Source organism: Magnetospirillum sp. SS-4 (assembly GCF_902729425.1).
GTDB lineage: Bacteria > Pseudomonadota > Alphaproteobacteria > Rhodospirillales > Magnetospirillaceae > Phaeospirillum.
This window is the reverse complement of the sequence record NZ_CACVCH010000084.1, coordinates 1-11,919: the sequence shown is the minus strand read 5'-3', so window position 1 is coordinate 11,919 and position 11,919 is coordinate 1. Positions and strand designations below refer to the sequence as shown.

At 64.4% G+C, this 11,919-nt stretch carries 16 protein-coding genes and 3 pseudogenes; 11 read left to right on the top strand and 8 right to left on the bottom strand.

Translation table 11 applies throughout. The features are described from left to right. Positions 1-176: 176 nt before the first annotated feature. The 3 genes from MTBSS4_RS15840 to MTBSS4_RS15830 are packed head-to-tail and all read left to right on the top strand — an operon-like array spanning position 177 to position 2,044. Complete coding sequence (locus MTBSS4_RS15840) at positions 177-929, top strand: SDR family NAD(P)-dependent oxidoreductase (RefSeq protein ID WP_173984374.1); 753 nt, start codon at positions 177-179, stop codon at positions 927-929. After that, complete coding sequence (locus tag MTBSS4_RS15835; protein ID WP_173984373.1) at positions 926-1,582, top strand: NeuD/PglB/VioB family sugar acetyltransferase; 657 nt, start codon at positions 926-928, stop codon at positions 1,580-1,582. Before MTBSS4_RS15840 ends, MTBSS4_RS15835 begins: the two co-directional genes overlap by 4 nt. Positions 1,583-1,642: 60 nt before the next feature. Next, positions 1,643-2,044, top strand: a complete 402-nt coding sequence (locus MTBSS4_RS15830) for a bacteriohemerythrin (RefSeq protein WP_173984372.1) — start codon at positions 1,643-1,645, stop codon at positions 2,042-2,044. On the opposite strand, the gene MTBSS4_RS15825 is transcribed toward MTBSS4_RS15830, so the two are convergent. Together MTBSS4_RS15825 and MTBSS4_RS15820 are read right to left on the bottom strand one after the other, a co-directional pair. Then, complete coding sequence (locus MTBSS4_RS15825; RefSeq protein WP_173984371.1) at positions 2,017-2,517, bottom strand: hypothetical protein; 501 nt, start codon at positions 2,515-2,517, stop codon at positions 2,017-2,019. The genes MTBSS4_RS15830 and MTBSS4_RS15825 overlap by 28 nt on opposite strands. Positions 2,518-2,536: 19 nt before the next feature. Then, on the bottom strand, positions 2,537-4,324 hold the full coding sequence (locus MTBSS4_RS15820; protein WP_173984370.1) for a radical SAM protein: 1,788 nt from the start codon (positions 4,322-4,324) through the stop codon (positions 2,537-2,539). Between the two features lie 140 nt (positions 4,325-4,464). On the opposite strand from MTBSS4_RS15820, the gene MTBSS4_RS15815 reads away from it, so the two are divergent. Then, positions 4,465-4,926 (top strand): MaoC family dehydratase, encoded by a 462-nt coding sequence (locus tag MTBSS4_RS15815; RefSeq protein WP_173984369.1) that lies wholly within the window; start codon positions 4,465-4,467, stop codon positions 4,924-4,926. A gap of 546 nt (positions 4,927-5,472) precedes the next feature. Here the strand turns inward: MTBSS4_RS15815 and MTBSS4_RS15810 are convergent. Further along, positions 5,473-5,736, bottom strand: a complete 264-nt coding sequence (locus MTBSS4_RS15810) for a hypothetical protein (RefSeq protein WP_254432600.1) — start codon at positions 5,734-5,736, stop codon at positions 5,473-5,475. Between the two features lie 4 nt (positions 5,737-5,740). Here MTBSS4_RS15810 and MTBSS4_RS15805 point away from each other — a divergent pair, with 4 nt between their 5' ends. Then, a complete protein-coding gene (locus MTBSS4_RS15805; protein WP_173984362.1) occupies positions 5,741-7,051 on the top strand; it encodes a hypothetical protein in 1,311 nt (436 codons plus the stop codon). Then, the gene (locus MTBSS4_RS15800; RefSeq protein WP_173984368.1) at positions 6,942-7,346 is read left to right on the top strand and encodes a hypothetical protein; all 405 of its coding nucleotides are present in this window, start codon (positions 6,942-6,944) and stop codon (positions 7,344-7,346) included. The genes MTBSS4_RS15805 and MTBSS4_RS15800 overlap by 110 nt, the downstream gene beginning before the upstream one ends. Positions 7,347-7,491: 145 nt before the next feature. Here the strand turns inward: MTBSS4_RS15800 and MTBSS4_RS15795 are convergent, their stop codons facing one another. After that, positions 7,492-7,968 (bottom strand): hypothetical protein, encoded by a 477-nt coding sequence (locus MTBSS4_RS15795; protein ID WP_173984367.1) that lies wholly within the window; start codon positions 7,966-7,968, stop codon positions 7,492-7,494. 78 nt (positions 7,969-8,046) lie between these two features. Here MTBSS4_RS15795 and MTBSS4_RS15790 point away from each other — a divergent pair, with 78 nt between their 5' ends. Both MTBSS4_RS15790 and MTBSS4_RS15785 read left to right on the top strand, forming a co-directional pair. Beyond that, complete coding sequence (locus MTBSS4_RS15790; RefSeq protein ID WP_173984366.1) at positions 8,047-8,304, top strand: type II toxin-antitoxin system RelB/DinJ family antitoxin; 258 nt, start codon at positions 8,047-8,049, stop codon at positions 8,302-8,304. After that, positions 8,291-8,572, top strand: a complete 282-nt coding sequence (locus tag MTBSS4_RS15785) for a type II toxin-antitoxin system YafQ family toxin (protein WP_173984365.1) — start codon at positions 8,291-8,293, stop codon at positions 8,570-8,572. Before MTBSS4_RS15790 ends, MTBSS4_RS15785 begins: the two co-directional genes overlap by 14 nt. 3 nt (positions 8,573-8,575) lie before the next feature. Here the strand turns inward: MTBSS4_RS15785 and MTBSS4_RS15780 are convergent, their stop codons facing one another. Beyond that, on the bottom strand, positions 8,576-8,989 hold the full coding sequence (locus MTBSS4_RS15780) for a hypothetical protein (protein WP_173984364.1): 414 nt from the start codon (positions 8,987-8,989) through the stop codon (positions 8,576-8,578). 118 nt (positions 8,990-9,107) lie between these two features. Here MTBSS4_RS15780 and MTBSS4_RS22795 point away from each other — a divergent pair. Continuing rightward, positions 9,108-9,368 (top strand): annotated as a pseudogene (locus tag MTBSS4_RS22795) (DUF4172 domain-containing protein); the annotation flags it as partial. A 51-nt stretch (positions 9,369-9,419) separates the two neighbouring features. On the opposite strand, the gene MTBSS4_RS22480 reads toward MTBSS4_RS22795, so the two are convergent. Continuing rightward, a complete protein-coding gene (locus MTBSS4_RS22480; RefSeq protein WP_254432601.1) occupies positions 9,420-9,773 on the bottom strand; it encodes a hypothetical protein in 354 nt (117 codons plus the stop codon). A 16-nt stretch (positions 9,774-9,789) separates the two neighbouring features. Between MTBSS4_RS22480 and MTBSS4_RS15770 the strand changes: the two genes are divergently transcribed. Continuing rightward, the gene (locus tag MTBSS4_RS15770) at positions 9,790-10,755 is read left to right on the top strand and encodes a Fic family protein (RefSeq protein WP_254432599.1); all 966 of its coding nucleotides are present in this window, start codon (positions 9,790-9,792) and stop codon (positions 10,753-10,755) included. Positions 10,756-10,801: 46 nt separating this feature from the next. On the opposite strand, the pseudogene MTBSS4_RS15765 reads toward MTBSS4_RS15770, so the two are convergent. Then, a pseudogene (locus MTBSS4_RS15765) lies at positions 10,802-11,252 on the bottom strand (DUF6441 family protein); the annotation flags it as partial. A gap of 38 nt (positions 11,253-11,290) precedes the next feature. Continuing rightward, positions 11,291-11,611: a hypothetical protein gene (locus MTBSS4_RS15760; protein ID WP_173984363.1), complete on the bottom strand. Its 321-nt coding sequence runs from the start codon at positions 11,609-11,611 to the stop codon at positions 11,291-11,293. A 92-nt stretch (positions 11,612-11,703) separates the two neighbouring features. Here MTBSS4_RS15760 and MTBSS4_RS15755 point away from each other — a divergent pair. Continuing rightward, positions 11,704-11,919, top strand: a pseudogene (locus MTBSS4_RS15755) (DUF799 domain-containing protein); the annotation flags it as partial.

Below are 11,919 nucleotides of genomic sequence, written 5' to 3'. Positions count from 1 at the left end.
TCAGCAGCTCGGCATCCAGGCGCTGTCCTTCGCCAACCGGTCGGAACAGGGCGTCCTGTCGCTCTTCCGGTAATCCGATAGCCGGTTGACCGGACCATGACCATGGGGCGGAAGGTGCCTGGCACCTTCCGCCCTGTCGTTTGCGAGGACCAGAACCATCAGTTCAGGAGGGCAACGTGGTCGCAGGCAAGGTCGCCCTGGTAACCGGCGCCCGTCGCGGCATCGGCCTTGCCACCGCCCGGTTGCTGGCGGCGGCGGGGGCAAGGGTGGTTCTGCTCAACCGGGCCGGCGATGGCGACGGTTCGTCGCTGGATGAACTGGCCGGGGACCTGGCGGCGTCCCACGCCACCGAATGCCTGGCCGTCACCGCCGATGTCGCCGACCCGTCCCAGCTGTCCGATGGCTACCGCGCCATCCTGAAGCGGTTCGGCCGCCTCGATATCCTGGTCAACAATGCCGGCATCCTGGGGGATGCCCGGCTGGGAATGATTCCGGACGCCATGATCCGCCAAGTGATCGACACCAATCTGATCGCGGTCATCGCCAACATTCAGGCGGCATCCCGGCTGATGCGGCGGAGTGGCGGCGGCGCCATCGTCTCGGTGACGTCCATCGTCGGATTGCGCGGCAATCCGGGACAGGTGGTTTACGCGGCCTCCAAGGCGGGCATCGTCGGCGCCACCTTGTCGGCGGCCAAGGAACTGGCCGCCGACGGCATCCGCGTCAACGCGGTGGCGCCGGGATTCATCGAAACCGACATGATCGGCCATCTCGGCCCCGAGGTAACCGCCGAGCGCCTGGACGGCATTCCACTGGGGCGGGCCGGCAGCGCCGAGGAGGTGGCCGAGGCCATCGTCTTCCTGGCCTCGGAAAGGGCGCGCTACATCACCGGCCAGGTGCTGGGCGTCGACGGAGGCATGGTGCTGTGAGCGGAGGACACGGCATAACCCTGGTGATCGCCGCCGCCGGCGGCCTGGGACGCGAAGTGGCCGGCTATGCCGGAGACGCGATCGCCGCCGGCAGGCTGAAGGCAGGATTGCGCGGCTTTCTCGACGATTCCGACGCTGATCCCGCCGCCTTCGGCGTGGCCCTGCCGGTGCTGGGGGCGATCGATTCCTATCGGCCGCTGGAGACCGACCGGGTGGTGGTGGCGGTGGGGGCGCCGGCCGACCGCGCCGCCATCGTTGGCCGCCTGATGGCGCGGGGGGCGCGCTTCGCCTCCATCATCCACCCGTTGGCCTGGGTGGCCCGGCCCAGTGAGATCGGCGAGGGCTGCGTCATCGCCCCCTTCGCCACCATCGGCATGAACGCCCGTCTGGGGCCCCATTGCCTGATCAACACCCATGCCGGCATCGGCCACGACGCCGAGTTGGAGGCTTGCTGCGTCGTGTCTCCCCACGCGGTCGTCAATGGCGGGGCCGCCCTGGGCCACGGCGTCCTGATCGGATCGGCGGCGGTGGTGACGCCTCGCCGCCGTGTCGGCGGCGGTGCACAGGTCTCGGCCGGCTCGGTGGTGCAGTCGGACGTCCCCGGCGGCGTCACCGTCTGGGGCAATCCGGCACGAATCGTCGCACGCCCCTGAGTTTCATCCCCAGTCCGGGTCATGGTATAATTCAAATTCCAGACTGATGGATGGGGGGGGGTGATCGTGTTGCAGTGGACCAGGACCCTGAGCGTCGGGGTGGAGGAGCTTGACCGTCAGCACCAGCACCTGATCGGCCTGCTCGGCCGGCTGCGCGAGGTCATCCACGGTCCCGACGAGACCGCCGTGGTGGGCAACGTGCTGGAGAATCTGGTTTCCTACGTCGGCTATCACTTCGCCGAGGAGGAACGGCTGATGGCCGAGGCCGGCTATCCCCACGCCGAGCTTCATCGCAACTCCCACGCCGAGATCGCCAGGACCGTCGCCGACATGCTGCGATCGTACCGGGCCGACCCGACGTCGCTGCGGGCGACGGAACTGCTCGAATATCTGACCGATTGGGTTGTCCTTCACATCGGCAACGAGGATATCCGCTATCGTCCCTGGCTGGCAAAGTCCTGAGCCGGCATGAAATCGGGGCGGGGGCGACCGCTCCAGCGAGCGTCGCCCTTGCCCGCGAAATGAGCCTTTTCCGCTGCGTAATAGGCGCGATAGGCCATGACCGCGTCATCGCCGCGATAGGCCTCCGGCATGGCCTGGGGCGGTTCGGCCCAGCCGATGTCGGGAATGGCGGGGGCCGCGGCCAGGCCGGCGATGACGGTGGCCGAGGCATGAACCCGCTGTCTCCGGAACGTGTACTCCTCTCCCAGCGCCAGCCCCAGCTGCCGGGTCCACCGCCAGTGGGCAAGGCTATCGCCGGCCCATAGCACGCAAGGGTGGCGGGGATGGGTGGGCTTGTAGGGAGCGGCGATGCCGTGGCGATGCAAGGCCGCGCATAAAATCTGCGCGGTTTCCAGCACCATCTTGACCACATGCTGGTCGCAATGCAGCCGTGCGGCCCGGACCGGGTCGCGGTCGAGAAAGAAGATGTTCATTGCCCGGCCGGCGAAGGCGCTACCCCACCAGCCGCTGGTGGGCCGCCACGGCGGGAGTCGGGGCGAAATTGAGGGCCATGAGTTCGGTGGCGTGGTGCGGAGCGACGTGATTCAGGCGGCCGTCGCCGGTGGCGAAGGCCTCTTCCAGATAGGTGGTCACCGCCTCGGTGAAGGCGTCGGTCAGCAGGCCAAAGCGGTTGGCGTAGGCGTAGTTGACCAGGATGGGAATCTGTAGCCCGTCCGGAAATGGAAGGAGGTTCAGGACTTTGCCGGCATCGTTGCCCAATTGCCGGGCGACGCTGAGGGTGACGAAGGCATGGCCGGGGGCGATCTGTCTGGGGTCGCCCATGAATTCAAGCCGCTTGTTCTCTATGGCGTGGTTGATGGCGTTCAGAATCAGGGCGTCGAAATGGTCGCGATAGCGCAACACCCCCGGATTGAGGCCATAGTAATAGTGCAGGAAGTGAGGAATCATGTCCCTCTGGGCCTTGAAGCCATCCTCGGTAAAGATGCGATAGATGCACATGGCATCCAGCATGCGCTTGCGGAAATTATAGAAGTCATCTGAAGACAGAAAGGCGTCGAATCTTGGGCAATCCTCGTCGCCAAGCCAGAATTCATCCGTTATTTTTCCGGCATCGCGGTAGTTGTGATAGATTTCCGTCCCCGGATACACGAACAGATCCTGGATGCGCATGTCGTAGACGTGATACTTGATCTTCTGCAACGTCTGGCAGAAGTCGATGGTTTCCTGAATGGTGTTCTCGTCCTCGCCGGGCAGGCCGATGATCAGCAGGACCGAGACCTCGATGGAGGTGCCGGCGAACAGCCCCATGGCCCGCTCGACATCCTTGAGATGGATCTTCTTGTTGCAGCGCTTCAGGACTTCCTGGGCACCGCTTTCCAGGCCAAGGGTGACGTAGAGGAAGCCGGCCCGTTCCAGCGCCAGGACCATCTCGCGCGACAGCGGCTTGACCCGCCCCTGGCAGATGAATTTGGTTTTGATGCCGCGCCGCACGATCTCGTCGCAAATCTCGATGACCCGCTTGTTGTCGGCGAAGAACTGGTCGTCATAGACGTGGAAGACCTGCACCTGGGGGTGATTGGTCAGAACCATCTCGATCTCGTCGACCACCCGCATGGCCGAATGGGCGCGAATCTTGCGGAGCGAGATGGAATCGAGGACGCAGAACGAGCAGGCGAACGGGCAGCCGCGGCTGGTCAGCAACTGGGCATAGACCCGGTTGGGAGTGAAGAAGAGATCGTGGCGCGGCATGGGCAGCGAGTCCATGTCGGCGATCTGCGGCCGCTCGGCGGTACGGACGACCTTGCCGTCCCGCCAGAAGGCGATGCCCTGGACCTCGGCGAGGTCGCGGCCGGTCTCCATCGCGTCGAGCAGGTCGACCAGGGTCAGCTCGCCCTCGCCTCGCACGGCGACGACATGGGGATACTGGGTCAGGATCTGCTCGTGCATCACGGTGACATGGATGCCGCCCAGGATCACCCGGACATGGGGAAATTCCTCGCGAACCGCCTCGATCACCCGGTAGGTGGCGACGCGGCCGTCGGTGATGACGCTGAGGCCCAGGACCTGGATGTCCTTTTCCCGGATGGTGTCGAGCACGCGGGCGACGCAGACCTCGATGGGGTCGGTGACCATGTAGAGCAGGTCGGCCTGATGGCCGGCCTGCTCTACGACGGCGTACAGGCTGGCCATGCCCAGGGGATAATGCCCGTTTTCCACGTTGATGGTGGGATGCCATTTCGGCGCCAGGGTGCAGGTGGCGAGAAGAAAGCGGCTGGCCATGGGGCATCTCCTTGGGGACTGGGCGAAAGCTAACCGAACCGGGGGAGTTGAATCCACTAAAACCGTCACCGGACCTGGACCCCATCCGAGGCCTCGGCTATCCTTGCCCCCCGTTGACAGAGCGACAGGAACCGATTCCGATGACCTTCTCCTCTCCCATCGAGGATCGCTATTTCGAGGATTACCACAAGGGTGCCGTACATCGTTTCGGATCGACCCTGGTGGACGAGGCCGAGGTGATCGACTTCGCCCGGCGCTTCGACCCCCAGGACTTCCATACCGACCCGGTGGCGGCCAAGGCGACGCCGTTCGGCGGGCTGATCGCCAGTGGCTGGCACACCTGCGGCATGATGATGCGCATGTATGCCGAGAATTATCTGACCAAGGTGGCCAGCCTGGCTTCTCCCGGCCTGGACGAGCTGCGCTGGATCAAGCCGGTGCGGCCCGGCGACGTGCTGTCGGTACGGGTAACCATCCTGGACGCGGTGCCATCCCGGTCCAAGCCGGATCGCGGCGTGGTCACCTCGTTCATCGAGGTGCTCAACCAGGCCGACGAGGTGGTGATGTCCATGCGCGCCGTCAACATGATCGGCCGGCGGTGAGAGCCGGCCTGGGAAATTCGGACAGGTCGATAAGTGGATTTCCTGCCTGACAGCGGCGACAATGCCGCGCAGGAGGAAGGACCATGACGAGACGTTCGCGCCGGACGCATTCATGGAGGGCGAACACGCCGAGTAGCCGATCAGGCTCCGCCCCCCCCCCCGCCTTCGCGGTGGCAGGCTCCGACCGGCTTCAGGCTGGCGGGGCTTGCGGTGGTACAGGCGCGGGACAGTCCCACGCCGCATCCCAGAGGGAACCACCATGTCGTTGTCCAATATCCAAGCCGTCATTCTGTCCACCGCCTGCGCCCGCGAAGGTGGTTTCCTGCGGCCTGTCACCACCGCCTTGAAGGGCGGTGCCGTCACCTGCCCGATGGCAGCCTTTACAATCCGCAGCAGCGCGTCTCGATCGACAGTGCCATAACCCGCGCCGTCGCCCGTGCCTTCCGCTGGCGGCGTCTACTGGAATCAGGACGCCACGCCTCCATCAACGAACTGGCCAAGGCCGAGCGCGTCGATCAACCCTGATTCCAATAAGCTGCCCAATTATCATGGGGCGCTCGAGCAATCCTGCGCCATCAATCCGGACAACCCCTCCCCTCCCACCGGCGCCTCGGCCTGCCACAGCACCAATGCGGAGCGCTTGGCCAGGTCCTCGACGACCCTGCCGATGAACGGCCGCTCGCAGCGCCCGCGCCGGCTCAAGAGGGGATGCTTGGTCCCGCTGGCCAACAGGCTCTGGTTGATCACCCAGGCATAGGGGGTGATACCCGCTCGGGCTAGGTCCTGTTGCAGCCGTTCGGCCTCGTGCACCGGGGTGGCCTCGGCCAGGCGCGCACGACTGGCTGAGGATGATGATGCCGCCTCCATCAAACGGCCCGATCCTCAATCAGACGAGGGGCCCGCTGCGGCGATAACGAACGAAACCCAAGGAAATTCGGTCGGCGGCGGGCTCGGTGGCTTTCACTGGTCTCTGAGTGGACAGAATGCCCAGCCTGGGCAGGAGGCTGGCCAGAATGTCAGCTTGGGCTACGACAACACCAGCATTTCCATCAAGGGCAAGTGGGACAGCCGCTATCAGGCTCGCGGTGGTGCAAGCTTTGGTGCGACCTTGGATGAAGCGCGGTTGCGGGCCATCGGCGGCGGTTTTCTGACCAACCAGCGCGCCAGCGAATTCTATGGTCAGTACCAGTTCATCGACCTTGATCTTGACCCACTCTCGGCCTTCACCGTGGGCGAGCATGTCAGCCGCGAGGAACAGTTCTTCGCCACCGGCGGGCGGCAGGTCTGGGCCTACACCACCTATCTCAACTGGTTCAAGCGCAACGATGGCAGGCAGATGATTCGCGATGACGCTCCGGCGGCATTACGTGACGGCCTGCAATCCATCATGAACCATTTTTCGGCCATGTCCGGCACCGTCGCCTATACCTATGCCCCCATGGTGAACATCGACGATTACGATGGTTCGCCCCGGACCAATGCCCTTGATCTTACCTTGCGCGGCGTCACGCCATCGCCGTTCGGCCAGTATTTCCCGGTGTCGGCGGGGATTGGGGCCAATTATGCCCATTACAAGCATTATGACGATGCCTCCGAAACCCAGCTTGTGGGGAATGGCGGCCTGGGCGTCGCCTTTCTGGGTGGTGATTATTTCAGCCACCCGGTGTCCTGGCTGGTCGGTTTTGGTGGCGATGGCGATACCCGTGGCGTGGTCGGTGGCACGGCTGCCGCCGAGGTTGGGCCGATTTCCGTCAGCTATCGCCAGACCAGCGACCAGCAGACCCGCATCCTGGCGTCGTGGCGGGTGTCGGACCTGTTCTCGGACAGCGACCGCCAGAAGGTCAGCACCCTGGCGGTCGCCGATGGCCGCGCCCCCCTTTCCTTCACCCCGGCGTCAACCGGCACCAGCGAACTGGCCGACCGCATCGCCCGTGCCGAGGGTGGTCTTCGTCGCTTGGGCTTCATGCCGCCCACCGGGAACGAGGTCAGCCGCTCCGGCCGACGGGAGCGGAGCCATGCGGCTGTCGGCCGCCTCGGCGGCGGTGGTGCCCGATCAGGTGCAAGCGGCCATCGACCGCACCCAGGAACTGAAACGGAAGGTTCAGATCAAGAAGCAAGAATCTGAGGGTGGGCCGACGCTGATCCTGGCCTTCACGAATTATGATGGCGCGAATCAGATCGTGCCCAACGGAGCGAATGATCCGACCAGCATTCAACTTGCCAATCATTTCGCAGGTGGCGGCATCACCTATACCGTGGTCGATAACGGCGCCAATGGCTTCATCACCTACAGCGCCCAGACCCAGACCATCACCATCAATCCCGCCCCGGCTGATAGTGGAGCAAACGGAACCGTCACCGTGACGGCGACCCGCAACGGCAAATCGACCACGGCGTCGTTCAATTACGATGTGCAGTGATCCGCGCGGTCACATGGGATGGCGGTTTTGTGTCGCTATGACGACATTCCGCTGGGGGATGGCTGCTGCAGTTTCTCCACCCCACCATCCGGTGAAACCCCGGCCATCCTCAAGAACGACACCGTGACCGTCACTCTGCCGTGGATCAGACTCCGATCTGGTCGGACAAGATGATATTGGCGAGAGTATCGAGGCCGGTGACCGCCCCGGACAGATCGGCCCAGGAGGAATCCAGCAAGATATCGAGTTCGGCCTCGGACAGCACCGGACGGTCGCGGACCTCCAGTTCCACCGCCACCAGCCAGAAGCCGCCCGAGGACAGCGGTGCCTCGTATTGTTTAGTGAAGCGGGCGACGTGATCGATCACGCCGAGGCCGCTCCTGAGCGGAATCACGAACCACTCCGCCCCGGCCTTGCCCTTCCACTGGTACCAGGCGTCGAACACCGCATACTGGGCGTCGGTGAAGCGCCACTTCACCGGGATCTTGGTGGGAACCTGGGTGAATTCACGCCGTTGCCGCGCCGGTCCCTGCTCCATGTCGGTGCGGACCACCCCATCGGCGGGCTTGACCGCATAGGGTTCCGCCAGCGGCATGGGCAGGGTGGCGGGAAAGCGGATCATGATCGGATACTCGCGCCTTACATGGACTGCCCGCAGGATCTGGGCTACACTGTGGCTCAGATGTAGGAGGTGCCCACCATGAACACCGTTGTCCGCGCCCGGATCGACGAGCAGATCAAGGACGATGCCACCGCCGTGCTGTCGTCCATCGGCCTTACCGTGTCCGATGCCTTCCGGCTGATGATGGTGCGGATCGCCACCGAGAAGCGTCTGCCCTTCGAACCGCTGGTGCCCAACGCGGAAACCATTGCCGCCATGGAAGCCGCCCGACGCGGCGAGGTGGTTCGGGTCGGTGGCATCGACAATCTGCTGGCGGACCTGAATGCGGAGGATTGACCGCACCAACCAGTTCAAGCGCGACTACAAGCGCGAGAAGAAGGGGCGGCATCGCGATGATCTGGATCATGACCTGCTTGCGGTCGTCGCCCTGCTGGTTGCCGACGAGACGCTTCCCGACCGTCACCACGACCATTCCCTGACCGGAAATTGGAAGGACCATCGGGATTGCCATATCAAGCCCGATCTGGTGCTGATCTACCGTAAGCCCGATGCCGAGACGCTCGAACTGATCCGTATCGGCTCTCATAGCGAACTCGGCCTGTGATCATCATCGATAAGCCCCGTTGGCTCGATTGAGGCAGTATTGCCGCTCCAGCACCGGGGCGATGCCCTGCCCGCGGACGATGTCGCCAGATATGGCGTCGGTGATCTGCTCGACGATGATGTCGAGCGTCAGACCGCCGCCGGAATCGCGCCGCTGTGCCGTGCGGGCCTGGGTGCCCTGGGGCGTCTGGATGTTGACCGAGACCGGTACGCTGACCGTCACCGGGGCATCGTCGCGGGAACGCAGATTGAAGCGGTGGCGGGGATCGCCCCGCGTCAGCACCTCCTCACCCTTCTGGGCGATGATCGGCACCTCGCCGGGAACCAGACCGCCGGTATGGAAGCGAGGCGCGCCGATGAACACCGCCGGATCGAACGACCAGGTCCGGAAGCGGCGCTTCCCGTTTGACCGTGGCATCCGGCACCGTTTCTAACCGCGTCAGCAGGGCGACGAGGATCTGTTCACGGATGGAGGGCATGCTTTTCCGACCTCGAATAACTGCTCATGCGGCGAATGGCTCAAAGTTCTCCGCAACATGTGCGGTGAATTGCGTTGCTGCCTGCGGCGAATGACGCCATATTCTCCGGAACTTCTGCGGAGAAATGCCGTGTACATCTGGAGAGAAGACGACTGGCCCCAATTTCGCTGGGATGCCCAAGCGTTGCTGATGCCCCTGGCGGATGCCCGCCACAAGCAAGGGCATCTGCTTGGCCAGATGCAGCGTCTTGGCTTCGATCTTCAGTGCGAGGCGGAACTCCGGGCCACCACCGAAGACGTGATCAAGACCTCGGAGATCGAGGGCGAACGGCTGGATATGGCCAGCGTCCGCTCTTCGGTAGCCCGGCGTTTAGGGCTGCCGGACGGCAGCGTGCTGCCCCCGGATCGCAAAATCGACGGCATCGTCGAGATGATGCTCGATGCCCTGCGCAATCACGCAATCCCCCTGGCTCCGCAACGCCTCTTCGGGTGGCATGCCGCGCTCTTCCCGACCGGGTGGTCCGGGCTGCACAAGATCACCATTGGCGACTGGCGCACCGATAGTGCTGGCCCCATGCAGGTGGTGTCCGGCCCGATTGAACGCCCCAAGGTCCATTATGAAGCCCCACCAGCCGAGCGGGTCGGGAGCGAAATCGCACAGTTTCTGGCATGGTTCAACCAGCCCCCGGCCATGGACGGCCTGCTGCGCAGCGCCGTCGCCCATCTGNACCACCGAAGACGTGATCAAGACCTCGGAGATCGAGGGCGAACGGCTGGATATGGCCAGCGTCCGCTCTTCGGTAGCCCGGCGTTTAGGGCTGCCGGACGGCAGCGTGCTGCCCCCGGATCGCAAAATCGACGGCATCGTCGAGATGATGCTCGATGCCCTGCGCAATCACGCAATCCCCCTGGCTCCGCAACGCCTCTTCGGGTGGCATGCCGCGCTCTTCCCGACCGGGTGGTCCGGGCTGCACAAGATCACCATTGGCGACTGGCGCACCGATAGTGCTGGCCCCATGCAGGTGGTGTCCGGCCCGATTGAACGCCCCAAGGTCCATTATGAAGCCCCACCAGCCGAGCGGGTCGGGAGCGAAATCGCACAGTTTCTGGCATGGTTCAACCAGCCCCCGGCCATGGACGGCCTGCTGCGCAGCGCCGTCGCCCATCTGTGGTTCGTGACTATCCACCCGTTCGACGACGGCAATGGCCGCATTGCCCGCACCATCGCCGATCTCGCCCTGGCCCAGATGGAGGGCACTGGCCAGCGCTTCTACAGCATGTCGGCGCAGATCCAGCGGGAACGCAGCCATTACTACGAAATCCTGGAGCGGACCCAGCGCGGCAGCCTCGACATCACCGCGTGGCTGTCCTGGTTCGTCCAATGCTATGGCCGGGCGATCGATGCTGCCGAAGTGGCGGCCCAGGGCGTGCTGGGCAAAGCCGAGTTCTGGCGGCGCTTCACCTCTGAACCGATGTCGGCCCGGCAGAAGTCCGTCCTCAACCGCTTCATGGACGGATTCGAGGGCAACCTTTCCGCCAAGAAGTGGGCCGCCATCGGCAAATGCTCTGTCGATACCGCCCAACGCGACATCAATGACCTTCTGGATCGAGGCATTCTGGTCCGCAATCCGGGCGGTAGCAAACGCACCAGCTATAGCGTGGCCGGGATGCCGCCGGTTACGGACCCTATTCCCGCCAGTTCCTGACGATCAGCTCCGGCAGGGCCGAAGCCCACCGCTCGGCGACGCCATCCACGTCCAGGCGCTTCTTCAAACTCACCTGTGGCACCAGGATGAACATCACCACAGAGGTCATCCCACGCCCGGAGCGGAGCGCCGCGGCGATAGATGAATCGCAGGCGGCTGCCGTGCATCTGTTCCCATAGGCCGGGCGTCATGCGCTTGCCTCGGGCACCGGTGCCGGCGGCGGGTGTGGGGATCGCCAGCCAGAGACCGTGCTTGGATTTGATCACCGCGCCCTGGTCGAAGGCGCGGATGATGGTGGGAGCCCTGGTGAAGACGAAGCCCGCCGCCTTGATGCTTTTCCGGCCCTTGGGATAAAGCTCGGCCCGCCAGGTGTTGGCGAGGCGCTGGCCCATGCCCGCCTCGGTGACCTGACGGCGGAGGTCGGCCTTCAACCCGTCGGCAGCCTGACGCATCCCGGCGGTGACGGCGTCTTCGGCGGCCTTGACCTCCTCGGCCATGATCTTGCGCAGGTCGCCGGATATGGCTGCCGCCAGTTTCATGCCGGTCTCGTGTCCAAGGTCCAGATCAGACGCTCGGCATCCAGGCGGGGTTCACCCTGGACGACGAAGCTGTCGCCGTCATGGTGGATGACATCCCCCGCCTGGGGGGCGGGAATCTCCCGCCGCCGGATCTCGAACACCGCCGTTGCCGTGTGAATGGTGATGTCGGAGAATTCGAGATCGCGGTCGGACCGCCGCACCAGGGCGCGGATGGGCCGGTCCTGGTAGCTGACGGTGACGGCCATGTTCGGACCGGCGGACCGAAGGGAACGCGAAGCGGACAACAGGTCGTCGAGGGCGTCGGCGAAGGCGGTCATCAGTTACCCGAGAACAAGCGCACCGCCAGACGCGGGCGCTTGTTGACCGGCAGGATGCCCACCTCGCCACCCAATCCAAACGCGGGGTTCGGTTGGAGCGCATCGACCATGTGCTGAATCAGGTCAAGGGCGACCGCAAGGCACTGGTCGAGCAGATCAAGTGCGGCACCATCCTGGAAGGCGAGATCACCGAATACGGCACCACCTTCCTCGCCCTGTATTCCCGCGTTGCTGTTGGGATCGATCTGAAGATGGTTCGTGCCGCCGATGGCGTGGTGCTGTGGGAGGGGCAATCCTCACCATCCATC